Raw genomic sequence first — 22,316 nt, forward strand, 5'->3', positions numbered from 1 at the left:
TCGAAGTGGTGCGCGGGGCCGGTCAACTGCCCGCGACGGCCTTGACGCCCTTGTTCTTCAGGTCGGCGAGGACCCAGTCCTGAAGGTGCCTCAGCATCGCCTTGACGGTGAGCTGCTTCTTCATGACCTTGCCCCACTGCTTCTGCATCTCGGAGTACATGGCGGCGTAGTCCGGCCCGTACTGCCACTGGCCGCCCACTCGCGAAGCGGCCGTGGTGATCACGTTCGCACTGTCCGACTTCCCGTTGAACATGTCGGTCGGGATGATCTTGTCGACGTACGGGGAGACGTCGTTGACCGCGGGGAAGAGACCGGACTTGGACGCGGGGTCGGTGAGCGTGGTCAGCGACTCCTTGCTGCTGGACAGCCAGGCCGCGAATTGTGCCGCGCGGTCCGGGTACTTGCAGCCCTTCAGTACGGCCGTCACGTCGAAGTTGCTGGAGGTCTGCGGGCGCGCGGTGTCGAAGAGAGGGGCGTCCGCGAGCTGCCACTCGCCCTTGGACTTGGGGAAGTTGGTGTCGTAGATCGGCAACTGCCAGGTGGACGTGGTCATCAGGATGGTCTTGCCGAGGTCCCAGGTCTTGAAGACGCCCGGATCGGCGTACGAGGCGTTCGAGGCGAGGTTGTTGTCGACCAACTCCTGGACGATGTCGCCCGCCTTCAGCGCCTCGGGTGAGGTGAAGTTGATGGCCCAGTGGTCGCCGTCCACCTTGTACCACTGTGCGTTGGCCTGCCAAGACAGGTCGACCAGGGTGCTCGGGTCCTCGCCCGCCATGTTGAAGATCTTGACGTTCTTGTCCTTCTTCTGCACCGCCTTGCCTGCCGTGATCAGGTCGTCCCAGGTCTTGGGAGCCGCGATGCCGTACTTCTCGAACAGGTCGGCACGGTAGGCAGTGAACAGCGGGGAGGAGCCGGTGGGAATGCCGTACGTGGCGCCGCCGGGGGTGACCGCGTTCCAGGCCGGTGTTGTGTAGCTCGACTTGTACTTCGCGGCGATCTTCGTGATGTCGGTGAGCAGCCCGTCGGCGGCGAAGTTCGCCAGGTTCATCCCGTCCATCTTGGACAGGCAGGGGGCGTCGCCGGAGGTCACCGCGGCGCGGAGCTTCTGGTAGACCGTGTCGCCGGCCGCGTTCACGAACTTGATCTGGGTCTCGGGGTGTTCCTTGTTCCAGACCTTGGTCTGGGCCTCGATGCCCTCGGTCCAGCTCCAGAACTCCAGGCCCACCTTGCCCTGGGTGCTGGGCTCGGCGGCGGCGTCCGAGTCGCCGCCGCCGGAACAGGCGGCAAGGACGAGGGACAGCGAGAGGGCGGCGGCCGCGCCGGTGACGGATCTCGTGCGGAAGGTACTCATCAGGTCCTCCGGGGAAGGACGGGACAGCGCTGCGATGGGGGGACGGCGCGGTCGGCTCAGGGGAGGGAAGGGCTGCGGCCCGACATGATTCGGTAACCGTTTGCTGTGGGACCGTAGGGCTCAGGGAGGGCTGACGACAAGGGGCGGGAACGCATGTGTTTCGCCGATCCCTCCTGTCAGTCCCTCTGTATGGGCTTTGAGCTGGTTATTTGTCGAACCTGTTGATTTCGGTGAGCGATTGTCGGGCCATGGGAAGTCAACGACAGTGCCGGAGGACCCGTTGACCTGTCGACGATCTCGTCAGTAGCTTGGAATACGTTTTCTTCCTGATTCCACTCCTTCCCAGGCCGAAGCGGGAGCTCCATGCCCATGTCACCGTTGCCACGCGCCCTGTTCGTCATGGACCCGGTGCACCTTCCCGAGCTGTTCCCGCCCCGGCTGATGGCCCGGCTCCAGGAGGTGGCACAGGTCGATCCCACGCTGGTCGTACGCGACTTCGCCGATCCGGAAGCGGTACGCGCGATGGCCGAGGCGGAGATCCTGATCACCGGCTGGGGCTGTCCGCACGTCGGCGTGGACGCGCTGGCCGCCGCGCCCCGGTTGCGGACCGTCCTGCACGCCGCGGGCAGCGTGCGCGGCCTGCTCGGTGACGCGGTCTGGGAGCGCGGCATCGCCGTCTCCAGCGCAGTACGGGCCAACGCGCTTCCGGTCGCCGAATACACCCTCGCGGCGATCCTGTTCGCCGGGAAGGGCGCCTTCGGCCTGCGCGAACGCTTCCGGACCGAGCACGTCCACCCGGCGCCGGGCGACCACGGGCCGATCGGTAACCTCGGCCGGCGCATCGGGATCATCGGGGCGTCCAGAGTCGGCAGACGGCTCCTGGAACTGCTGCGCCCCTTCGACCTGGCGGTCACGCTGTACGACCCGTACGTGGGCGATGCCGAGGCCGCCGGGCTGGGCGTCGTACGCCTTCCGCTCGACGAGTTGATGCGAACCAGCGACATCGTCAGCCTGCACGCCCCCGACATCCCCGAGACCTACCGGATGCTCGACCGGGCGAAGCTCGCGCTGATCCCGGACGGCGGCGTACTCATCAACACCTCGCGGGGCGCTCTCGTCGACCCTGTGGCACTCGCCGACGAACTGGTCAGCGGCCGGATCGGTGCGGTGCTCGACGTCACCGAACCCGAGCCGCTCCCCGCCGACTCCCCGCTGTACCGGCTGCCGAACGTGTTCCTGACGCCGCACATCGCCGGGTCGCTCGGCAACGAACTGGAGCGCCTCGGCCGCACGGTGGTCGACGAGCTGGAACGCCTCGCCGCGGGCGACGAGCCCGCCCACCGGGTTGCGTGGTCGGACCTCGTCAAAAGCGCCTGAGGCGGGTTCTCCTTCGGGCCGGGCGCTCAGACCGCGGACGGTGGGGTCTCCGCTGCCGCCGGTCGCGGGTGTTGCCGCACGCCGACGACCTGATCGTCCTCGAAGGCCGCAGCGAGATCACCCGCCTTGCTGTGCAAGCCCGGCGCGTTCCCTGGATCGACCGCGCTGGAGCAGGCCCCGTTCAGGAAAGACGCCGGATCTTTGGGCGCACCCTGCCTTACCGTGGCGTCATGAGCGATCGCTCCGAAGCGCCTGTCACACCCGTCGAGGCTTATGAACCCCCTTACTACGTGGCTGTTTTCACTACGGTGCGAAGCCAGGAGCAGAGCGGCTACAGCGAGACCAACGCACGTATGGAAGACCTGGTGAAGGATACTTCCGCGACGCCGACGCCCTCACCGAGTGGCGGACCAACCGGAGTCACCTCAGTGATCGTCCCGGAAAACGTTTACTGTTGAGATGGTGGTAGTTCTCGTTGCTCCCCGCTTCACGCGGCTTCCGATGCAGTAACGTCGAGCTGTGACGGATCAGGAGACCGGAGCTCGTACGACGAGTCCTCGAACCGGGAACAGCAAGCGTCTGCGCGGCAGCGCCGGGCAGGACAAGCCCAGCACGATCCGAGACGTCGCGGCACGGGCCGGTGTGTCCGTAGCAACCGTTTCCCGCACACTGGCCGGGAACTACCCGGTGTCCGAGGAGACCCGGGCCCGCGTCATGACGGCGGTCGAGTCACTTCACTACGTCGTGAACGTCCATGCCAAGGCACTGTCCGGCCGGGTCGCGGGCCCCATCGCGCTGGTCATCCAGGACATCACCGGCCCCTCGCTCGCCCATGTTGCCGCCGGGGTCGAGCAGGAGGCGGCCACCCGAGGCAGGTTGAGCCTGGTCTGTGCCACCCACGGCGACACGGATCGCGAGGACGACCTGGTGCAGCTCATGCGAGAGCAACACGCAGCGGCAGTGGTCCTCGTGGGCGGAGCGGTTCCGAGCGAGGCTTATCAGCGGCGCATGGCGCAGTACGCCACCGCCCTGGACGCCGCCGGATCCCGGCTGGTGCTGTGCGGGCGCCCGCCGCTGCCCGAGGGGCTGCCGGTCACGGTGGTGGAGTACGACAACAAGGGAGGCGCTTTCCAGGCCGCCGACCATCTGCTCACGGCGGGCCACCGGCGCATCCTCTTCCTCGGTGGCGAGCCGCTGCAGAGCAGTTCCGAGGATCGCCGGGCCGGCTACCGCCAAGCTCTGCGGGCCCATGGTGTGCCGTATGCCGGGGAACTGGACAGCTCGGGTTCGTACACCCGCGTCTCGGGTTATCGGCGGACCCGGGACGCCCTGCGCTCCGGACTGGACTTCACGGCGGTTTTCGCAGGCACCGACATGGTGGCCGTCGGAGCGCTCGCTGCCCTCCGCGAGGCCGGTCTGGACGTCCCCGGCGACGTGTCGGTCGTGGGCTTCGACGACGTGCCCTTCGCCGCCGACCTGACGCCGTCGCTCACCACGGTCCGGGTGCCGTACGAAGAACTGGGCCGTACCGCCGTACGTCTGGCGCTGGGACGCGAGGAGCGTCTCGCCGGGGACGACCACGTGGTGCTGAGCACGCAGTTGGTCATCCGTCAGTCGGTGGGCCGGGTGCCGTGAGCGCGGTGCGCCGAGCGGTCGGGCGTCGGGCGTCGGCTCGACGGGCCGGCCGGGAGGCGACGGACTCCACCAGCAGGACCGGCACGGCCGTCGTCCCCCGGCCGGATCAGGCAGCGGTGGATGTCACCACGACCTGGGCTCCTGGCCGTGGCGGGAGGTCTCGTCGCGGTGCGTCGCAGCCAGGCAGGATCACCCTGGCCGAGCCGGCTGCCCCCAGCCCCTAGGGCGGCAGGCCGAGCCGACACGTGGTTCGGCAGGGTCAGCGGGTGACCATGAGCTGTCGTACGGCGTAGTTGGTGCCGTAGGTGTCCATGGGAACCTCGTCGGCCGGGACGGCAAGGTTCAGGTCGGGGAAGCGCTGGAAGACGCGGGGGAGGATGGCCTTGAGCTCGGCGCGGGCCACGTTCTGTACGAGACGCTGGTGGATGCCGAAGGCGAGGCGGCGGGTCATCCTGCGGTCGAAGTCGGGGAGGTCGGGGTCGGTGAAGACGCGGGGATCCCGGTTCGCCGCTGGCATGGCGACCACGACCAACTCGCCCTTGCCGATGAGCTGTCCGCCCATCTCCACGTCCTCCTTGGCGACCCGGCCGAGGCCGAACTGCACGATGGTGAGATAGCGCAGCAGTTCCTCCACCACCGGGCCGACCTTCTCGGGATGGTCGACGAGGTTCTGGCGCTGACGTGGGTGGGTCAGCATGGTGAGGGTGGACAGGCCGATCATGCTCGCTGTGGTGTCGTGGCTGGCGAAGAGCAACAGGACGCCCACGCTACTACTGGACCTTCAGCCGTCTTTGCACCGTACTGGACGTGCAACTCACCCAGATGTGCGCGCAGTTGCAAGGAGCGGACGGCTGGACGGGCTGAACCCCAGCGGCTCCGACCTCCGGAGCTCACCCGTGTGAGGGTTGTGAGCGAGGGGTCCGTGAGCCTTGAGCGCAGTCTCGCCCGGGGCGTGAGTCAGCCGGGGAGAAGATGTGCGACGTGCAGCGCGGCCAGGACGTAGCCGTGTGTGCCGGCGCCGACGATCAGGGTGTCGGCGACCGCCGAGATGTAGGAGTGGTGCCTGAATTCCTCGCGCTTGTGCACGTTGGTGATGTGGAGTTCGACGGTCGGCAGAGCGGCGGCGGCGATCGCGTCGCGGAGTGCGACGGAGGTGTGTGTGAACGCGGCGGGGTTGATGACGATCGCGCTGCATTCGGTGCGCGCGGAATGAATCGCGTCGACCAGCACGCCTTCGTGGTTGCTCTGTACGAAGCGCGCGGTCAGGTCGTGTGCGGACAGAACCTTGGCCACGGTCTCCTCGACCTCGCGCAGCGTGGTGGAACCGTACTTGTCGGGCTCGCGTACGCCGAGCAGATTGAGATTGGGGCCGTTGAGGAACAGGACGGTCCGTCCGGGGGCGGTCTCGGTGGTGGCGTTGAGCATGTGCGGCTCCTTCATCGATGCGGGCATGCGGGTCGGATGGGGCAGGGTCGTTTCTCGGTGCGTGCGCAGGAGCAGCCGTGACTGATGGTGGGGGCATCCGCTCGTGCTGGCCGGGCGGCCCGTGACGCACTCGCATGCCTCGCCTGTCCGGAACGCGCACATGCCGGTGCGGCCCGGAGGAGCAGGTCACGGGCTGCCACCACTTGGAACAGCCGGGTGACGGCGATGTCCGTACCCGCGCCGACGAGGCCGACGCAGACGCTTGCATGCCGTCCGGTTCCCCCGTCATGCTTCGTCGATGTGTCCCGCTGAACGGAACATTCCTGACTCTGGTGTCGCACGGGTCGCTGCCGTGCTCGGCGCCTTCGACGCGCTTCATGCCGAGCTTCGGGTGTCGGAGATCGCCCGCCGGGCCGGGTTGCCGAAGTCCACGACCTCCCGTCTGGTGCGCGACCTCGTCGGTTACGGGTTCCTGGAACGCGACGAGAACGAGGACGCGCTTCTGCACATGGGAACGCGCCTGTTCGAGTACGGCGAGCTGGCCTCCCGGCACCGCAATCTGCGTGCGATCGCCTTGCCGTACATGGCCGATCTGCGCGAGGCGACCCGGCAGACGGTGCATCTGGCGGTGCTGGACGGCACCGAGGTGGTCTACGTGGAGATCCTGCGGAGCAAGGACGCCCCGAGGATGGGGTCGCGGGTGGGCGGCAGGCTGCCCGCGCACGCCGCGGCCGTGGGCAAGGTACTGCTCGCCTTCGGTGATGCGGAGGCCGTCGACGCGGTCTGCGCTCACGGGCTCGCGCCGGTGGGCCCGCGCACCATCACCGTGCCTGGCCTGCTCCGGCGTGAGCTGGAACGGATCAGGGGCGCGGGAGTCGCGTACGAGAACGAGGAGACCGGCCCCGGGGTGGGGTGTGTCGCGACCGCGATCCTCGGGGCCGACGGCCGGCCTGTCGCGGCGATGTCCATCTCGGGCTGGAGCGGGAGGCTGAACCTGCGCCGGGTGGGCCCCGCCGTGCGTACGGCGGGGCTGGCCGTAAGCCGTGAGTTGCGGGGGCCGAGCCCCTCCACGGGCGAGAGCTGAGCGGGCTCCCAGGGGGTGTCGGGCGATGACGTTCCCTTCGTAGCGTCCAGTCAGTGGGGTGTCACGTCACGGGAGGACTGTCCTCCCGTGACGAGGGGCGGGCAAGCCGGATGATCCGCTGAGCGGATCAACCCGGAGACGAAGACGGTTGATCTTGTTCCGCTCAGCGGATCAATGGGTTGCCGGGTGGGACCTGGCGCAACATGCTGCGAGGAGATCGCCCATCACCCGAGGAAAGAGCCGCAGATGGACAAAGCCACGCACGCCGTGGTCGCGAAGGAGCTGCTGGCCGCGCGGCGCAGCCGCGAGCCGATCGACCCGGTCAGCCGGACCCACCCCGGGCTGACGGTCGATGACGCCTACGCGATCCAGCTTGAGCAGGTCCGCACCTGGACCGAGGACGAGCAGCGCGTCCAGGGCCACAAGGTCGGGCTCACCTCGGCGGCCATGCAGCGCCAGCTCGGCGTCGACCAGCCCGATTACGGGCATCTGATGGAGTCCATGTTCCATCTGGAGGGCCTGCCGATCGGACTGGACGAGTTCATCAGCCCCAAGGTCGAACCGGAGATCGCGTTCGTACTCAAGCGGCCGCTGACCGGCCCGGGGGTGAACGCCGCGCAGGCGCTGTCGGCGGTCGACTACGTCCTGCCGGCCCTGGAGATCATCGACTCCCGCATCCGGGACTGGAAGATCGGCCTGATCGACACGGTCGCGGACAACGCGTCGGCCGGCGGCGTGGTGCTCGGCAGCCGCCCCGTCCCGGTGGGTGCGGTCGATCTGCGGCTGTCCGGCTGCGTACTGACCCGGCGCGGCGAGGTCGTCGGGACCGGTGCCGGGGGCGCTGTACTGGGCTCGCCGCTGAACGCCCTGGTCTGGCTGGCCAACACGGTGGGTCGGCTCGGCGTAACCCTGGAGCCGGGCCATGTCATCCTGCCCGGCTCGGTCTGCGCCGCCGTGCCCGTCGCCGGTGGTGATTCGGTCACCGCGACCTTCGGCGGGCTGGGCACCGTCACCGCACGATTCGCCCGCACCCAGGGGGAGGACGCATGACCGCCACCGCCGCCATCGTGGGGCCCGGCAACATCGGCACCGACCTGATGGTCAAGCTGCTGCGCAATGAGCACATCGACGTCCGCTACATGGTCGGCGTCGACCCCGCCTCCGACGGCCTGGCCCGAGCCGAGAAGCTCGGCGTCGAAGCCAGTGCCGGAGGCGTGGACTGGCTGCTCAGCCGGCCGGAGCTGCCCGATCTGGTCTTCGAGGCCACCTCCGCCAAGGCGCATCTGGCCAACGCCGACCGCTACACCGAGGCCGGGATCACCGCCATCGACCTGACCCCCGCCGCGGCCGGCCCCTTCGTCTGCCCGGTGGTCAACCTCACCGAGCACCAGGCCGCACCGAACGTCAACATGATCACCTGCGGCGGGCAGGCCACCATCCCGATCGTGGCCGCCGTTTCCCGGGTCGTGCCGGTGCCGTACGCGGAGATCGTCGCCTCGATCGCCTCCCGCTCGGCCGGCCCAGGCACCCGCGCCAACATCGACGAGTTCACCGAGACCACCTCCCACGCGATCGAGACCGTCGGTGGCGCCGGACGCGGCAAGGCGATCATCATCCTCAACCCCGTCGACCCGCCGATGATCATGCGTGACACGGTGTACTGCGCCATTCCCGCCGACGCCGACCGCGACGCCATCACCGAGTCCATTCAACGGATGGTCGAGGAGGTACGGGTCTACGTACCCGGCTACCAGATGCGCTCCGAGCCGCAGTTCGACGACCCGCGCCCCGAGTGGAAGGGGCAAGCCCGGGTCGCGGTATTCCTCGAAGTCCGCGGCAACGGCGACTACTTGCCGCCCTGGGCAGGCAACCTCGACATCATGACCGCCGCCGCCGTCCGCGTCGGCGAACTCATCAGCCGGCGACAGAAGGCGGTGACCCGATGACCGCGGACACGACCACGGACCCCCGACCGGCCGTACGCATCACCGACACCACGCTGCGCGACGGAAGTCACGCGATAGCCCATCAGTTCACCGTCGACCAGGTACGGGCCGTGACCCGCGCCCTGGACGACGCGGGCGTCACCGTCATTGAGGTCACCCACGGCGACGGTCTCGCCGGGTCCTCCTTCAACTACGGTTTCTCACACACGGACGAGATCGAACTCGTCGAGGCGGCCGTCGCCGAAGCCCGCCAGGCCCGTATCGCCGTCCTGTTGCTGCCCGGCCTCGGTACCGTCGAGGACCTGCACCGGGCCCATGACGCGGGCGCGGGGATCGTACGGGTGGCGACCCACTGCACCGAGGCGGACGTCTCCGTCCAGCATTTCGGGGCCGCTCGCGAACTGGGCATGGAGACCGTCGGATTCCTGATGCTCTCGCACCGGGTCGGTCCCGAGGCGCTGGCGAGGCAGGCCAGGATCATGGCCGACGCCGGGTGCCAGTGCGTGTACGTCGTCGACTCCGCGGGCTGGCTGCTGCCCGCCGACGTCACCGACCGCGTGTCGGCGCTGGCCGCCGAGCTCGGAGACGACGCCCAGATCGGCTTCCACGGCCACCAGAACCTCTCGCTCGGCGTTGCGAACTCGATCGCCGCTTACGAGGCGGGCGCCCTCCAGATCGACGGCAGCCTGTGCGCGCTGGGCGCCGGCGCCGGCAACTCGCCGACCGAGCTGCTCGCCACCGTCTTCGAACGGATGCGGGTCCCTACCGGCCTGGACGTGGACGGCGTGCTGCGCGCCGCGCACGAGGTGCTCACCCCGCTGATTCCCCGGCTGCCCATCGCCGACCGCCCGGCCATCGAACAGGGCAGGCACGGCGTCTACTCCTCGTTCCTGCTGCACGCGCAGCGCGCCGCCGACCGTTACGGGGTGCCCGCCCACGCCATCCTGCGCGCGGTCGGCGAGGCCGGGTACGTCGGCGGCCAGGAAGACATGATCATCGACGTGGCGATCGACCTTTCCACCCGCGCCACGACAACGGCCAAGGCCTCGGAAGGCGTACCCGCATGAGCGACTGGACCATCGACCGCGCCGTCACGGAGCTGCTCGGCCGCGAGACCGACCGCAGGGACGGCGGCAAGATCACCGACGACTGGCCCGACCTCGACCTGCCGACCGCCTACCAGGTGCAGGACGCGCTGCTCCAGCGCAAGGTTGCCGGCGGCGAACAGGTGGTCGGCGTCAAGCTCGGCCTCACCTCGCGCGCAAAGCAGCAGCGGATGGGTATCGACTCCCCGCTCACCGCCTGGCTCACCGATGCGATGGTGCTCCCGGAAGGCGTCCCGGTCCCGATGGGCGATCTCATCCACCCGCGCGTCGAGCCGGAGATCGTCTTCGTCATGGGGAAGCGGCTTGAGGGGCCCGGCGTCACCGCCGCGACCGCGCTCGCCGCCGTCCGCAGCGTGCACGCGGGCTTCGAGGTCATCGACAGCCGCTTCACCGACTTCAAGTTCACCCTCCCCGACGTGGTCGCCGACAACGCTTCGTCGTCGCGCTTCGTTGTCAGCGGCACCGGCCTGCCGCCCGAGGGTCTCGACCTCGCGCTGGAGGGCTGCCTGCTCGGCATCGACGGCGAGATCACCGACTCCGCGACAGGCGCCGCCGTACAGGGCCACCCCGCCGAGGCACTCGCGCTGGCGGCGAACTCCCTCGGCGCGCGCGGCATCGCCATCGAGCCCGGCTGGATCGTGCTCACCGGCGGCCTCACCGACGCCGTCTTCGTCGAGCCCGGACGGGAGATCAGCGCCGAATTCACCCACCTCGGCACCCTGCGGGTGGTCGGGGCCTGACATGCCACTCGTCGAGATCAGCATCGTCGCCGGACGCCCTCCTTCGATGGTCCGCGACCTCATCCACCAGGTGCATGCCGCCGTACGGGACTCCCTGGACGCCCCCGACGGGGCCATCCGAGTCCTCGTCCACGAAATCCCGCCGGAGCACTGGGCTGCGGGCGACATCACCAAGGCAGAACAGGAGACATCCCAATGAGCGATGACCGCCCCGAGAGCATCGATGACTTCCGGGCGACGTACGAACGGATGCTGGGCTTCGTCCCGCCGCGCGTCGCCTCCCGTTTCGAGGCGTCCGAGAAGGACAACCCGGAACTGCTGCTGGCGCAGGAGCGACTGCGCAACATGGTCATGTATCCGGAGGCGCTGGACCAGAAGACCGTCCAGCTGGTGCTTTTCGGCATCCTGCACGCCAAGCTCAGCGACGCCGCCAAGCTGCACGGCCTCGCCGCGCTACGGGCCGGTGCCAGCTGGGACGAGCTGCACGCCGTCATCGACCTGGCGTTCCTGTTCACCGGATTCTCCGCGATCAACCGCGGCCCCCAGGTGCTGGCGGACATCGCGGAGCTGGAAAAGAAGGCGAAGGAGAACGAGCGTGACTGAGCCGCTCTACGAACTGGCCCACCTCGGCCACGCCGAGCTGCTGACCCCCGTGTACGACCAGAGCCTGGCCTTCTTCACCGAGGTCTACGGGCTCGACCTGGTGCACGAATCCGGCGGCAGCGCCTATCTGCGCGCCTGGGGCGACCACGACCTGACGACCCTGAAACTGACCGCCGCCGACCGGGCCGGCCTCGGTCATGTCGCCTGGCGCGCGGTGAGCCCGCAGGCCCTGATCCGCCGGGCCGCGGCGCTGGAGGAACGCGGCGTCGACGGGGAGTGGATCGACGGGGACTTCGGGCACGGCAAGGCGTACTCCTTCATCGCCCCGAGCGGCCAGCGCATGGAGCTCTACTACGAGACCGAGAAGTACCGAGCCCCGACGGGTAAGGCCTCCTACCTGCCCAACCAGCCCCAGTCCTCCGTCACCCGGGGAGTCGGCGCGGCGCGCATCGACCACATCAACGTCCTCGCGAACGACGTACCGGGCACGCGAGAGATCATGTGCGAGGCCCTCGGCTTCAAGCTCCGCGAGCACCTGATCCCGCCCGGCCAGCCCGAGGTCGGCGCCTGGCTCAGCCTGATGAACAAGGCCCACGACCTCGCCATCACCCGCGAACCGGTGCCCGGCGTCAGCGGGCGGCTGCACCACCTCGCGTACGCCGTCGAGAACCGCGAGGACGTGCTCCGCGCCGCCGACATCTTCTGCGAACTGGGTGTCGAGATCGAGTTCGGCCCGGCCAAGCACTCGCGCACCCAGGGCTTCTTCCTCTACGTCCTGGAGCCGGGCGGCAACCGCATCGAGGTGTTCTCCGGCGGCATCCACATCTTCGCCCCCGACTGGGAGCCGGTCACCTGGACCACCGAGGGCCAGGGCCGCTCCACCGCCTGGGGCCTGGACGTGCCCCCGAGTTTCCACTCCCACGCCACCCCGGTGCTGCCATGACGCGGGAGCTGACCGCGAGCTTCGTGACCCTGTCCGGCGCGGGCTTCGCGCAACCCGCCCGAGTGCCGTTCGCGGAGCGCTGCCGCGCGGCGGCCGCCGCAGGCTTCACCGGCATCGGCCTGCACACCGACGACTACCGGCTGATGCGGGTCGCCGGGGCGAGCGACGCGTCCATGCGTGCCGTGCTCGGTACTCACGGACTCGCCCTGCGGGAAATCGAGTTCCTCAGTGGCTGGGCCTCGGCGGGCACCGGTGGCGGTGACACCGCCGCAGCCGTGGGCGCGCTCGCCCGGGCGTTCCGGCCGCATCACGTCACGGCGGGCGAGTTCACCGGGGACGAGCTCGACATCGCGGCGGCGGGTGCCAGGCTCCGTACGATCTGCGACCGTGTCGCCGCGTACGGGCTGCGTGTCGCGGTCGAGGCGTTTCCCTGGTCCGGGCTGAAGGACGTCGCCACCGCCCGCGCGGTGGTGGAGGCCTCCGGCGCCCCCAACGCCGGGCTGATGATCGACGTCTGGCACTTCTACAACACCCGCTCCAGCCTGGCCGACCTCGACGGTCTGCCGCCCGACCGGATCGTGGCCGTCCAGCTCAATGACGGCCGCGTCGTGGACGGCGACTTCCTCACCGAGGCACGACAAGGGCGCCTGCTGCCCGGCGACGGTGAACTGGACGTCCAGGGACTGCTGTTGGGCCTGCACGAACGCGGTTTCCGCGGTCCGTACTGCATCGAGGTCAACTACCCCGGCTACCGGGACCTCCCGGTCGACGAGATGGCGGCGCTGGCCTTCACCAAGGCGTCCAAGGCTCTTGGGGTGCTTCCCGCGAGCTGAACGCCCCGGCCCGCAGCTCCTGCCCGCTCGCCGTCCGCCGGCCGACGGCGAGCGCGGACATATCCACGACGTTCCCGCTCGGAGACCGCCGAGTCACCCTGACGCGCGCGCGTGGCGAGATCCGCTGCGTAACCGCGGTGACCCAGCTCCGAGAGCGTCGCCCCCTCCTGCAAATCCTCCGCGAATGCGGTGGTCGAGATGTACTGGCGCAGACAGCCCCGGTTGCCGCAGTGGCACGGTCGCCCACTGGTCTCGATGACCACATGCCCGAACTGCCCGGCGGCCCCGCCGGCACCGGAGAATAGCCGTCCGTTCAGGCTGACCCCGCCGCCGATGCCGTCACTGCCGTGGATCGCGGCCACACACTCGACCTCCGGGCGCAGGGCGGCCTCGGCGATCACGGCCGCGTCACCGTCGTTGAGGAAGGCGAGCCGTCGGACGGTCGGGGGTGCGGTTCGGATGAGATCCGGGATCAGGACGTCGGTCCACCCGAAGGGCGGCACCCGCAGGTGCTGTGAGGCCACAACGCCAGGAAGCGCGATCACGAGGCTCGCCGTGAGCGGCGGGAGGCCGGTCGTGCCGAGTAGCTTCTCGTACTCCGCGAGGACATCGAGCACCGCCGCGGGCAGCGAGTCCGGCCGTCGCTCCTGGCGGGCGTAGCTGTTCGCCAACTCGACCCCGTCCGTACCGCGGACGCTGATAGCGACTGCCTCGACGCTCACCTCGACTCCGACCGCCAGCGCGAAGCGGGAAGCCAGCCGCACCGCCCGGCGGGGTCGTCCCCTGGTGCCGGTCCCGGCGATCTCCGTATCTTCGACCAGCCCGATCCGGCGGAGCTCCGCGAGCAGGTTCGCCGCGGCGCCGTTTGCAAGCCCGGTCTCGTCGGAGATCGCCGTCTGCGATGCGATCCGGAGGCGGTCGATCGTGCGCGACACGACCGCGAGATTGGCCTGACGGACCCCGTCGAGGCGTTGCACCACGTACTTCGACCCGGCCGTCGCCACGCTATCGCCTCCCTGCCCAGGGTAAGGGACGGACGGTCGGCCGTACCTGTATCGCCCCTTCCGGCCGATCTTGAGAGAGGGTCAGGGGGCGGCGTCCTCGGGCAGGCCTGCCCAGAGGAGGCGGCGTTCGCGGCGGGGGTCGTATGCGATCCGTGGCCGGTCGTCGAGGATCATCGTGGCGCGGTCCTCCGGTTCGTAGCGGGGCCAGTCGGGGGCGCCGGTGTGCAGGAAGGCCCGCACCGCTCGGTGCAGCGTCGCGGTGACGGCGAGGTCGGCCGGGCCCATGGGCGGGGCGGGCGGCAGGCCGGCCAGGTTGTTGAAGGCGGGCGGGCGGGCCCAGAGGCAGCGGTTGTCGGCGCCATGGGTCGCGCCGAGCCGGTCGTACGGGGGCAGGCCGGGCACGTGGTCGAAGCGGCTGAACCAGACCTGGCCGCCGGCCGCGTGCTGTGCCTCGGCCAGCCGGATGGCCGGGATCAGCCACATCGTGTCGTCCAGGAGGTCGAGTTGAGGGTCGCGGCCGGCCTCGGGGAGGGACACGTACGCCTTCCCGAGCTCGGCCCAGCGCTGCTCGCCGAGGGCCGCCTGACCGGCCCTGTCCGTGCCGGCCAGGACCGGGGCGGCAGGGGGGCCGAGGAAGATGTCCATCTCGTGGCTGACGTGGCTGATCCACACCGGGAGGTGCCGGGCCTCACCGCTCAAGACCGCCGCCAGCGGCGCCTGGTGCAACACGGCGCCGTCCACCACGGGGCAGAAGCCGTCGCCGCGCAGCACCTCGTCGCCCGCGCCGGCCACGACGTGCGCCGCGGCGTCCCGCAGCGCCCGGACCGGCACGTCGGCCAGCCGGTCGGCGGTCGTCTCCAGGGCGGTGAGCAAGCGGTCGACTACCTCGGCGTTCTGGTCCGGGGTGTGGACGTTGCGGGCGGCGCCGCTGAGCACCAGGGCCTGGTGGAACAGCCCGCAGGCGGCCGGGACCGCCAGCAGGGTGGTGGTGAGCATGCCGCCGGCCGACTGGCCGGAGAGCGTCACCCGGCCGGGGTCGCCGCCGAACGGGGCGATGTTCCCGCGCACCCACTCCAGGGCCGCGACCAGGTCGCGCAGTGCGGGATTGGCGGTGTCGGCGATACCGAGGTGCTCAAGGTCGACGAAACCGAGCGGGCCGAGCCGGTAGTTGACGGTCACCACGACCGCGTCGCACACCTCGGCCAGCCACGCGCCGTCATAGAGACCGCCGCTGCCGTGCAGGAACGCGCCGCCGTGGATCCAGAACAGCACCGGCCTGGGCGCGGCCGGCTCCGCCGGGGCCCAGACGTTGAGGGTGAGGCAGTTCTCCTCGCCCTCGACGCCCTGGCCGGAGGCGCGGGAGGCCGGGGTGAACTGGACCGCCTGGGGACCGAAGCGCGTGGCGTCCCGTACCGCCGTCCAGGGCTTGACAGGAGCCGGCGGCCGGAAGCGCAGCTCCCCGGTGGGAGGCGCGGCGTAGGGGATGCCCTTCCAGGAGAGGACCGGGCAGCCCTCCGCGGCGCCACTGATGGGCCCCAGCAGGGTCTCCACCTGTATCCCTGGCATAAGCGCCCACCTCTTCGTGGCCGATCAATGTACTCACTGGTTCGTTATATCTAGCGGCGAGACGCCTCCGCTGCAAGAGGTGAAGCGTGACGAATAAATTTCCGCCGGATGTCTTGACGTCGGCCGGAAGTGACCCCACAGTCCCCTATTAACTTCCTAGTACGTTAATTGGCTGCCATCCCCGCCAGCCATCCGGCAGGTCCGCTCGACACGGCATCCCCGTAAGCGAGTTGTGATGTCGTCCGCCGCGCTCGTCCCCCCTCTGTCCCCGCTCACCCCGGCCGTTCCCGCAACGGGAGCACTCGCGGTACTCAAAGAGGAGCACACGTGACCGCTCGTTCGCTCGATGACGCCTCGGAGTCGAAGACTCCACCCAGTGGGCACCGAAAGGCGGCCCTCGCCGCATGGATCGGCAGCGCCCTGGAGTACTACGACTTCTTCATCTACGGCAGTGCCGCCGCGCTGGTCTTCCCCAAGGTCTTCTTCGACCCGGACGACCCGGCCACCGCGACCCTGATCTCGATGGCGACCTTCGGTGTGGCCTACGCGGCCCGCCCCATCGGCGCCGTCTTCCTCGGGCACTTCGGGGACAGGATCGGCCGCAGGAAGATCATGGTCTTCACGCTCTTCCTGATGGGCCTGTCGACCTTCCTGATCGGCTGCCTGCCCACCTACGGCCAGGTCGGCACGCTGGCCCCGGTCCTGCTCGTGGTGCTGCGCTTCCTCCAGGGGCTGTCCGCCGCGGGTGAGCAGTCCAGCGCCAGTTCCCTGACGCTCGAACACGCGCCGGAGAACCAACGCGGCTACTTCACCAGCTTCACCCTCAACGGGACTCAGTTCGGCCTGATCATCTCCACCCTGGTCTTCATCCCGATCGCCTCCCTCCCGGAGAACCAGTTGCTCACCTGGGGCTGGCGCATCCCGTTCCTGCTGAGCGCGTTCGTGACCCTGGCCGCGTACTTCATCCGGCGCAACCTGCAGGAGGCCCCGGCCTTCGAGGAGATCTCGGAGCGCGCCGAGGTGGCCAAGCTGCCGGTGGTCGAACTCCTCCGGGACCACTGGGCCGACATGCTGCGGGTGGCTTCGGCGGCGCTCATCGCGGCGGTGAGCACGATCGGCGGGGTCTGGGTGCTGTCCTACTCCACCGGTGCCGTCGGCCTCGACCGCACCACCATGCTGTGGGTCAGTGTCTTCGCCAACCTGGTGGCCCTGATCGCGCTCCCGATGTGGGCCAAGCTCTCCGACCGCATCGGCCGCAAGCCCGTCTTCCTCATCGGCTCCATCGGCAGCGCCGTCATGATTTTCGTCTATCTGGCTGCCGTGACCTCGAAGAGCTACCCGCTGATCTTCCTGGCCGGCGCAGCCACCATGGGCCTGGTGTACAGCGCCTCCAACGGCATCTGGCCCTCGCTCTACGCCGAGATGTTCAACACGCGGGTCCGCCTGTCGGGCATGGCCATCAGCACCCAGTGCGGGTTCGCCATCACCGGATTCGCCGTCACCTACGCGGCACAGCTCTCCGGCTCCGACGGCAAGAACTGGGTCGCTGTCGGGATCCTCACCGCCTCGATGTGTGCCGTCAGCTCGATCGCCGTGCTGACCGCCCGCGAGACCTACAACGTGCCCACCGCCGAGCTCGGTATGAAGCCGGGCATGCGCCAGGCCCAGGCCGCCGAGCGCGAGTCGGCGGAGTCGACGGCCGTCTGACCCTGTCCCCCGTCCCCGCCGCGCCTGCGGCCGTCCGCCCCCGTGCAGACGGCCGCAGGCGCACCAACCTCCGATTGCCGGAAGGAACCCCGCGATCACTGTGACCTCCTCCACCGTGACCCCCTCCACCGTGAGTTCCTCCTTTCTCACAGGGCTGATCGGAGCCGGTATCGGCCCCTCGCTCAGCCCCGCCCTGCACGAGCGGGAAGCGGACCGGCACGGTCTGCGCCTGCTCTACCGCATCATCGACATCGACGAACTGGTGCTGCCGGCCACGGCCGTGGGCGAACTGCTGAAGTCCGCCCGCTCCCTGGGATTCGACGGCCTCAACATCACCCACCCCTGCAAACAACTCGTGATCGAGCACCTGGACGACCTCGCGCCCGAGGCGGCGGAGATCGGCGCCGTCAACACCGTCGTCTTCCGGGCCGGGCGCGCCATCGGGCACAACACCGACGGCACCGGATTCGCCCAGTCCTTCGCGCGCGGACTGCCAGACGTACCGACCGGTTCGGTCCTGCAGCTCGGGGCGGGCGGGGCCGGGGCCGCCGTCGCTCACGCGCTGCTCACCGTCGGCGCCGACCGGCTCGTCCTCGTGGACGCCGACCAGACGCGCGCGGCCGTCCTCGCCGCCGCTCTCAACCGCACCTTCGGGCCCGGCCGGGCGAGCACCGCGCCGCTGCCTGACCTGGCGGCCGAGCTGGCCCGCGTCGACGGCCTGGTCCACGCCACCCCCACCGGTATGGCGGGCCACCCGGGGCTGCCGATCCCGGCCGAGCTGCTGCACCCACGGCTGTGGGTGGCCGAGGTCGTGTATCGCCCCCTGGAGACCGAGTTGCTCCGCACGGCACGCGCCCTCGGCTGCCGCACTCTCGATGGCGGCGGCATGGCCGTCTTCCAAGCCGCCGACGCGTTCCGGCTGTTCACCGGCTGCGAGCCGCACATCGATCGTATGCTCGAAGACCTCGCCGACCTCGTCGGCAGTCCCACCCGGTGAGGAACCTCATGCCAGCTTCCGTCCCCCCGCGGCCCCTGACACTGACAGAGGGACAGCCCGCTGCCAGACGTACCCGGGACGCCACACGGACCCAGGCCGAGATCCTCGAGGCCGCGACGGAGGAGTTCGCTCGCATCGGCTATTCCGGCGCCCGCATCGACGACATCGCCGACCGCACCCGGACCACCAAACGCATGATCTACTACTACTTCGGCAGCAAGGAACAGCTGTTCACGGCCGTACTGGAGCGGGCGTACGCCAGCATCCGGCACAGCGAACAAGAACTCGGCGTCGAGCATCTCGACCCGGTGTCAGCGATCCGTCGGCTGGCCGGTCTCACCTTCGACCACCACGAGGCGCACCCGGACTTCATGCGTCTCGTCAGCATCGAGAACATCCACCAGGCCGAGCACATCGCCGCCTCGCCGACACTGCGTTCGCTCAACGCCCCGGTGATCGCCATCATCGACCGGATTCTCCGCGCGGGCCGCGAACAAGGGGTCTTCACCGCCGGGGTGGACGCCGTCGATCTGCACATGATGATCAGCGCATTCTGCTGTTTCCGGATCACGAACCGGCACACCTTCGGCGCCCTCTTCGGACGGGACCTCACCGCACCGGACCGCCGAGATCACTACCGGACCCTGCTGGGCGACATGGTCATCGCCTACCTCACGACCGGCGAACAACCCGCCATCGGGTAGGGCGTGCCACTGCAGGCCCATGCCCGGGGCGGGTCGGCGCTGTCGGCGCGCACCGCGCAGGACAGTGCCGACCCGCCCCGGCCTGTAATTCCGCCCGAGTCGGCCGGTGTTCAGCTGTTGCCGCGGGCGCCTCTGCGGCGCAGGGCGATGAAGCCGCCCGCGATGGCGAGGACGCCGGTGGCGGCTGCGGCGGCGATGCCGCCCGTGCCGGTGGCGGCGAGGTCCTCGCCCCGGCCGCCCTGCGGCTGGGTTCCGTCGGAGGCGTCGGCGGCAGGGTTCGCGGCGCCGGTGTCGGAGGTGGACGCCGTGTCGGACGTACTCGCGGACGGTGTCGGCGCGGTGGCGGAGACGATCGCCTTGTCCCGGGTGAAGGCCAGGGTGCCGAAGCCGAGGTGGTCGAGGCCGCCGCCGGTTCCGTAGTCCCCGCCGCCGCCCTCGGGCCTGACCTTGGCGGCCATAGCGCTCACGTACGGGGCGTCGAGGCCACGGCGGTTGACGTAGTGGTTGTAGAGGCCTTCCCAGATCGGGCGCACTTGACCTCGGGACCACGTGGACGCTTCCGTGAACGTCTCCCATCCCTCCCACGAGCCGGGCGCGCCCTTGTGCCAGGTCCAGGAGGTGAAGGGGACGTCGTGGCCGAGGTTCCACTTGGCGGCGTACTCGACGCCCTTGAGGACGCGGCTGTCGTCGTAGCCGTACAGGTCGATGCCCTGGTTCCACGCCATTTCACAGATGGTGCCCAACAGGCCCACGCTCAGCAGGGCGTGTCCCTGGTCGCGTCCGACCTCCACCATCTGTCCGAGGCCGCCGGGGTGGAGGAACGGGATGGCGTTCTTGACGGAGCCCAGGCCCTTGCCGGTCTTGAAGTACGTGACGGCTTCGTCGACCTTGTCCTGGTCGTCGCAGAGGATGCCGACGGACAGTACGCACGCCACGCTCAACAGGTCCCAACTGCTCCAGTAGTTGGAGTCGTAGGCGCCGTTGTGCTTGGCGAGGAAGCTGCTGCTCATCGGGTAGAAGACGGCCAGCATCATCTTCTTGAACCGGGCGAGGTCGAAGCCGTTGTAGCCGCGCATGATCTCCGCGGCGTTCGCGAACTGGTAGCCGTGGATGCCCGCCGCGATGAACCGGTCGGCGCTGCCGTCGAGCGTGGTGAGTTTGGCCGACCAGGCGTTGAGGATGTCGCGGGCGGCGTCCGCGTGGGCCGTGTCGCCGGTGACCTTCCAGCGCAGCGCGTTCTGGTAGGCGGCGTGGACGTCCCAGGCGAGCGTGGCGACATTGTCACCGTCTGCGCCGCGGATGACTGTCGCGAGCGGGTTCGCCCTCCAGGTGCTCAGCCCGCGCGGATTGCCCGCCAGCTTGGCGTAGCCCTCCTTCCACAGACCGGTGCCCGCCTTCACCTTGGCGGCCATACGGTCGAAGTCGGCCTGCGTGTGCAGCATCCCCGGATGTGCGAAGGCGGGAGCGGCGGTCGCGGGAGAGGCGGCGGCGCCGACCGCGGCTGTCCCGAGGCCGGCCGCCACGGTGGCCGCGCCCGTGATCCGCAGCACGCTGCGTCGGCTCATCATCGGTCGGCTGTCGTCCTGGCTCATTGACACTGAATTGGCTCCTGTCGGATTCGGCATACACACAGGAGACGTGCGGGCGGATCGCGGATAACAGAAACCGCGGAAGGGAGTTTCGAACGCCTCTGGCACACTGCCATCCTTCGGAACGTCAGCATCGGGCGTTCGTCGACGAGGTGGGGCGGGACAAGGTGGGACGGGATCGCTCGCAGGACGTGCGGGAACGGCCGGACGTCGCGGTGGTCGTGGCGGCGCGGGCGGGCGACCCGGAGGCGTTGGAGCACCTCGTGCGGGCCTGTCTGCCGTTGGTCTACAACATCGTCGGGCGGGCCCTCGACGGGCACAGCGACGTCGACGACGTGGTCCAGGACACGATGCTGCGGGCCCTGGACGGGCTGTCGGGCCTGGAGGAACCGGAGCGGTTCCGGTCCTGGCTGGTTGCCATCGCCGTACGGCAGGTCCGCGATCGGTGGCGCGGTCGGCAGGTTCGGCCGCAGGCGGATCTGCCGGACGAGGCTGTCCAGGAGACGGCCCCGGAGGCGGACTTCGCCGATCTGGCCATTCTCCGGCTGGCCCTGTCGGGACAGCGGCGCGAGGCGGTGGAGGCGACCCGCTGGCTGGAGGACGAGGAGCGTGAGGTGCTCTCGCTGTGGTGGCTGGAGGCCGCCGGGGAGCTGACCCGTGCCGAACTCGCGGCGGCCTGCGAACTCGCGCCGCAGCATGCCGCGGTACGGGTGCAGCGGGTCAAGGAGCGGCTGGAGTCCGGGCGGGCCGTGGTGCGGGCTCTGGCCGCGTCGCCGCGCTGTGCGGAACTGGAGGCGCAGCTGGCCTCCTGGGACGGCCGGCCGAACGCGCGGTGGCGCAAGCGGCTGGCGCGTCATGTCCGCGACTGCCCGCAGTGCCTGTTCAACACCTCCGAACTGGTCCCCGCGGAGGGGCTGTTGGGCGGCTTCGCGCTGGTGCCGGTGCCGATCGGCCTGGCGGGGCTGTTGCTGGCCAAGTCGATGCCCTCGGCCTCGGCGGCGGGTGGGACCGCGCACGCTCCCGACAGCGCAGGCCGGGTAGCACACGTGCTGGGCAGGTTGGCGACCAAGCCGGTGGCGACGTTGACGGCCGGGGCGGTGGTCCTCGCTGGTGCCGGCGCTCTGTATGCCTACACACGGTCCGACGCGCCCGTACGACCACCTGCGGCGCAGGCACAGGTCCAGGCCCCGACATCGTCCGCCACCCCGTCGTCACCGCCGACCCCGACGACGTCCGCCACCCCGACATCGACGGCCGCCTCGACGCTTCTCGGGCGCCACGCCCTGCGATCGGTCGACCAATCCGGCCGCTATGTGCGTGAAGTCGGCAATCTCGGCTTCCTCAGTCCCGTCGCCGCGACCAGTCCCGAGCCCGCGAAGCAGGAAGCCACCTTCCGATTCGTCACCGGACTGGCCGATTCCCACTGCTACTCGATCGAGGACGCCTCAGGCAGATACCTGCGCCACTACGCCTTCCGAATCCAACTGGACGCGAACGACGGATCGGCCGTCTTCCGGAAGGACGCCACTTTCTGCGCCCGGCCCGGTTCCACCGACGGGTCGGTCTCCCTGGAGTCGTACAACTACCCCGGTCGCTACCTCCGTTACCGCGACAACCTCGAACTCTGGGTCGACCCCGCCCAGAACACCACCGCGTTCCGCGCCAGCCGTTCCTTCACCGTCGTCGCGCCCTGGACCTGATCGCGC

22 protein-coding genes are annotated in these 22,316 nt (G+C 69.7%); 16 read left to right on the forward strand and 6 right to left on the reverse strand.

What is annotated here, in order from left to right:
• Positions 1 to 22: 22 nt before the first annotated feature.
• Positions 23 to 1,351 carry an ABC transporter substrate-binding protein gene (locus OG266_RS42620; RefSeq protein WP_371552221.1) on the reverse strand — a complete coding sequence of 443 codons (1,329 nt, stop codon included), beginning with the start codon at positions 1,349 to 1,351 and terminating at the stop codon, positions 23 to 25.
• 363 nt (positions 1,352 to 1,714) lie between these two features.
• On the opposite strand from OG266_RS42620, the gene OG266_RS42625 reads away from it, so the two are divergent.
• From OG266_RS42625 to OG266_RS42635, 3 genes are all read left to right on the forward strand, one after another.
• Entirely contained in the window at positions 1,715 to 2,728 is a 1,014-nt protein-coding gene (locus OG266_RS42625) for a hydroxyacid dehydrogenase (protein WP_371552222.1), read from the forward strand.
• Positions 2,729 to 2,958: 230 nt separating this feature from the next.
• Positions 2,959 to 3,186: a hypothetical protein gene (locus OG266_RS42630; protein ID WP_371552223.1), complete on the forward strand. Its 228-nt coding sequence runs from the start codon at positions 2,959 to 2,961 to the stop codon at positions 3,184 to 3,186.
• 61 nt (positions 3,187 to 3,247) lie between these two features.
• Positions 3,248 to 4,363 (forward strand): LacI family DNA-binding transcriptional regulator, encoded by a 1,116-nt coding sequence (locus tag OG266_RS42635; RefSeq protein WP_371552224.1) that lies wholly within the window; start codon positions 3,248 to 3,250, stop codon positions 4,361 to 4,363.
• A gap of 259 nt (positions 4,364 to 4,622) precedes the next feature.
• Here OG266_RS42635 and OG266_RS42640 read toward each other — a convergent pair whose 3' ends face one another.
• Both OG266_RS42640 and aroQ read right to left on the reverse strand, forming a co-directional pair.
• Complete coding sequence (locus OG266_RS42640; RefSeq protein WP_371552225.1) at positions 4,623 to 5,129, reverse strand: cytochrome P450; 507 nt, start codon at positions 5,127 to 5,129, stop codon at positions 4,623 to 4,625.
• A 191-nt stretch (positions 5,130 to 5,320) separates the two neighbouring features.
• Positions 5,321 to 5,788 (reverse strand): type II 3-dehydroquinate dehydratase, encoded by a 468-nt coding sequence (gene aroQ, locus OG266_RS42645; RefSeq protein WP_371552226.1) that lies wholly within the window; start codon positions 5,786 to 5,788, stop codon positions 5,321 to 5,323.
• A gap of 298 nt (positions 5,789 to 6,086) precedes the next feature.
• Here aroQ and OG266_RS42650 point away from each other — a divergent pair, with 298 nt between their 5' ends.
• The 9 genes from OG266_RS42650 (at position 6,087) to OG266_RS42690 (ending at position 13,043) form a co-directional block, all read left to right on the forward strand.
• Positions 6,087 to 6,872, forward strand: coding sequence for an IclR family transcriptional regulator (locus tag OG266_RS42650; protein WP_371552227.1), 786 nt, complete (start codon positions 6,087 to 6,089; stop codon positions 6,870 to 6,872).
• A gap of 246 nt (positions 6,873 to 7,118) precedes the next feature.
• A complete protein-coding gene (locus tag OG266_RS42655; protein WP_371552228.1) occupies positions 7,119 to 7,922 on the forward strand; it encodes a 2-keto-4-pentenoate hydratase in 804 nt (267 codons plus the stop codon).
• The gene (locus OG266_RS42660) at positions 7,919 to 8,818 is read left to right on the forward strand and encodes an acetaldehyde dehydrogenase (acetylating) (protein ID WP_371552229.1); all 900 of its coding nucleotides are present in this window, start codon (positions 7,919 to 7,921) and stop codon (positions 8,816 to 8,818) included. Before OG266_RS42655 ends, OG266_RS42660 begins: the two co-directional genes overlap by 4 nt.
• Positions 8,815 to 9,885: a 4-hydroxy-2-oxovalerate aldolase gene (dmpG, locus tag OG266_RS42665; protein ID WP_371552230.1), complete on the forward strand. Its 1,071-nt coding sequence runs from the start codon at positions 8,815 to 8,817 to the stop codon at positions 9,883 to 9,885. Before OG266_RS42660 ends, dmpG begins: the two co-directional genes overlap by 4 nt.
• Positions 9,882 to 10,664 (forward strand): 2-keto-4-pentenoate hydratase, encoded by a 783-nt coding sequence (locus OG266_RS42670; protein WP_371552231.1) that lies wholly within the window; start codon positions 9,882 to 9,884, stop codon positions 10,662 to 10,664. Before dmpG ends, OG266_RS42670 begins: the two co-directional genes overlap by 4 nt.
• Position 10,665: 1 nt before the next feature.
• Positions 10,666 to 10,863, forward strand: a complete 198-nt coding sequence (locus tag OG266_RS42675; protein ID WP_371552232.1) for a tautomerase family protein — start codon at positions 10,666 to 10,668, stop codon at positions 10,861 to 10,863.
• Entirely contained in the window at positions 10,860 to 11,267 is a 408-nt protein-coding gene (locus OG266_RS42680; protein WP_266470040.1) for a carboxymuconolactone decarboxylase family protein, read from the forward strand. Before OG266_RS42675 ends, OG266_RS42680 begins: the two co-directional genes overlap by 4 nt.
• On the forward strand, positions 11,260 to 12,210 hold the full coding sequence (locus OG266_RS42685; RefSeq protein ID WP_266470042.1) for a VOC family protein: 951 nt from the start codon (positions 11,260 to 11,262) through the stop codon (positions 12,208 to 12,210). The genes OG266_RS42680 and OG266_RS42685 overlap by 8 nt, the downstream gene beginning before the upstream one ends.
• Positions 12,207 to 13,043 (forward strand): sugar phosphate isomerase/epimerase, encoded by an 837-nt coding sequence (locus OG266_RS42690; protein WP_266470045.1) that lies wholly within the window; start codon positions 12,207 to 12,209, stop codon positions 13,041 to 13,043. The genes OG266_RS42685 and OG266_RS42690 overlap by 4 nt, the downstream gene beginning before the upstream one ends.
• Here OG266_RS42690 and OG266_RS42695 read toward each other — a convergent pair.
• Together OG266_RS42695 and OG266_RS42700 are read right to left on the reverse strand one after the other, a co-directional pair.
• Positions 12,959 to 14,047 carry an ROK family protein gene (locus OG266_RS42695; protein WP_371552233.1) on the reverse strand — a complete coding sequence of 363 codons (1,089 nt, stop codon included), beginning with the start codon at positions 14,045 to 14,047 and terminating at the stop codon, positions 12,959 to 12,961. The genes OG266_RS42690 and OG266_RS42695 overlap by 85 nt on opposite strands.
• A gap of 81 nt (positions 14,048 to 14,128) precedes the next feature.
• Positions 14,129 to 15,613, reverse strand: coding sequence for a carboxylesterase/lipase family protein (locus tag OG266_RS42700; protein ID WP_371552234.1), 1,485 nt, complete (start codon positions 15,611 to 15,613; stop codon positions 14,129 to 14,131).
• Between the two features lie 327 nt (positions 15,614 to 15,940).
• Between OG266_RS42700 and OG266_RS42705 the strand changes: the two genes are divergently transcribed.
• The 3 genes from OG266_RS42705 to OG266_RS42715 all read left to right on the forward strand — a co-directional run bounded on the left by OG266_RS42705 (position 15,941) and on the right by OG266_RS42715 (position 19,021).
• The gene (locus OG266_RS42705) at positions 15,941 to 17,320 is read left to right on the forward strand and encodes an MFS transporter (protein ID WP_371552235.1); all 1,380 of its coding nucleotides are present in this window, start codon (positions 15,941 to 15,943) and stop codon (positions 17,318 to 17,320) included.
• Between the two features lie 100 nt (positions 17,321 to 17,420).
• Positions 17,421 to 18,317 (forward strand): shikimate dehydrogenase, encoded by an 897-nt coding sequence (locus OG266_RS42710; RefSeq protein ID WP_371552236.1) that lies wholly within the window; start codon positions 17,421 to 17,423, stop codon positions 18,315 to 18,317.
• A gap of 8 nt (positions 18,318 to 18,325) precedes the next feature.
• Positions 18,326 to 19,021 carry a TetR/AcrR family transcriptional regulator gene (locus tag OG266_RS42715; protein WP_371552237.1) on the forward strand — a complete coding sequence of 232 codons (696 nt, stop codon included), beginning with the start codon at positions 18,326 to 18,328 and terminating at the stop codon, positions 19,019 to 19,021.
• Positions 19,022 to 19,131: 110 nt separating this feature from the next.
• Here the strand turns inward: OG266_RS42715 and OG266_RS42720 are convergent, their stop codons facing one another.
• The gene (locus OG266_RS42720) at positions 19,132 to 20,613 is read right to left on the reverse strand and encodes an alginate lyase family protein (RefSeq protein WP_266470056.1); all 1,482 of its coding nucleotides are present in this window, start codon (positions 20,611 to 20,613) and stop codon (positions 19,132 to 19,134) included.
• A gap of 164 nt (positions 20,614 to 20,777) precedes the next feature.
• Between OG266_RS42720 and OG266_RS42725 the strand changes: the two genes are divergently transcribed.
• Positions 20,778 to 22,310: a sigma-70 family RNA polymerase sigma factor gene (locus OG266_RS42725; protein ID WP_266470059.1), complete on the forward strand. Its 1,533-nt coding sequence runs from the start codon at positions 20,778 to 20,780 to the stop codon at positions 22,308 to 22,310.
• The last annotated feature ends 6 nt before the right edge of the window (positions 22,311 to 22,316 follow it).

Source organism: Streptomyces sp. NBC_00554 (genome assembly GCF_041431135.1).
GTDB lineage: Bacteria > Actinomycetota > Actinomycetes > Streptomycetales > Streptomycetaceae > Streptomyces.

Excerpts from the sequence above, each read along its gene's own strand:
- OG266_RS42620 (WP_371552221.1), bottom strand. The coding sequence starts at position 1,351 with ATGAGTACCTTCCGCACGAGATCCGTCACCGGCGCGGCCGCCGCCCTC.
- OG266_RS42625 (WP_371552222.1), top strand. The coding sequence starts at position 1,715 with ATGCCCATGTCACCGTTGCCACGCGCCCTGTTCGTCATGGACCCGGTG.
- OG266_RS42630 (WP_371552223.1), top strand. The coding sequence starts at position 2,959 with ATGAGCGATCGCTCCGAAGCGCCTGTCACACCCGTCGAGGCTTATGAA.
- aroQ (WP_371552226.1), bottom strand. The coding sequence starts at position 5,788 with ATGCTCAACGCCACCACCGAGACCGCCCCCGGACGGACCGTCCTGTTC.
- OG266_RS42650 (WP_371552227.1), top strand. The coding sequence starts at position 6,087 with ATGTGTCCCGCTGAACGGAACATTCCTGACTCTGGTGTCGCACGGGTC.
- OG266_RS42655 (WP_371552228.1), top strand. The coding sequence starts at position 7,119 with ATGGACAAAGCCACGCACGCCGTGGTCGCGAAGGAGCTGCTGGCCGCG.
- OG266_RS42660 (WP_371552229.1), top strand. The coding sequence starts at position 7,919 with ATGACCGCCACCGCCGCCATCGTGGGGCCCGGCAACATCGGCACCGAC.
- dmpG (WP_371552230.1), top strand. The coding sequence starts at position 8,815 with ATGACCGCGGACACGACCACGGACCCCCGACCGGCCGTACGCATCACC.
- OG266_RS42670 (WP_371552231.1), top strand. The coding sequence starts at position 9,882 with ATGAGCGACTGGACCATCGACCGCGCCGTCACGGAGCTGCTCGGCCGC.
- OG266_RS42675 (WP_371552232.1), top strand. The coding sequence starts at position 10,666 with ATGCCACTCGTCGAGATCAGCATCGTCGCCGGACGCCCTCCTTCGATG.
- OG266_RS42680 (WP_266470040.1), top strand. The coding sequence starts at position 10,860 with ATGAGCGATGACCGCCCCGAGAGCATCGATGACTTCCGGGCGACGTAC.
- OG266_RS42690 (WP_266470045.1), top strand. The coding sequence starts at position 12,207 with ATGACGCGGGAGCTGACCGCGAGCTTCGTGACCCTGTCCGGCGCGGGC.
- OG266_RS42700 (WP_371552234.1), bottom strand. The coding sequence starts at position 15,613 with ATGCCAGGGATACAGGTGGAGACCCTGCTGGGGCCCATCAGTGGCGCC.
- OG266_RS42715 (WP_371552237.1), top strand. The coding sequence starts at position 18,326 with ATGCCAGCTTCCGTCCCCCCGCGGCCCCTGACACTGACAGAGGGACAG.
- OG266_RS42720 (WP_266470056.1), bottom strand. The coding sequence starts at position 20,613 with ATGAGCCAGGACGACAGCCGACCGATGATGAGCCGACGCAGCGTGCTG.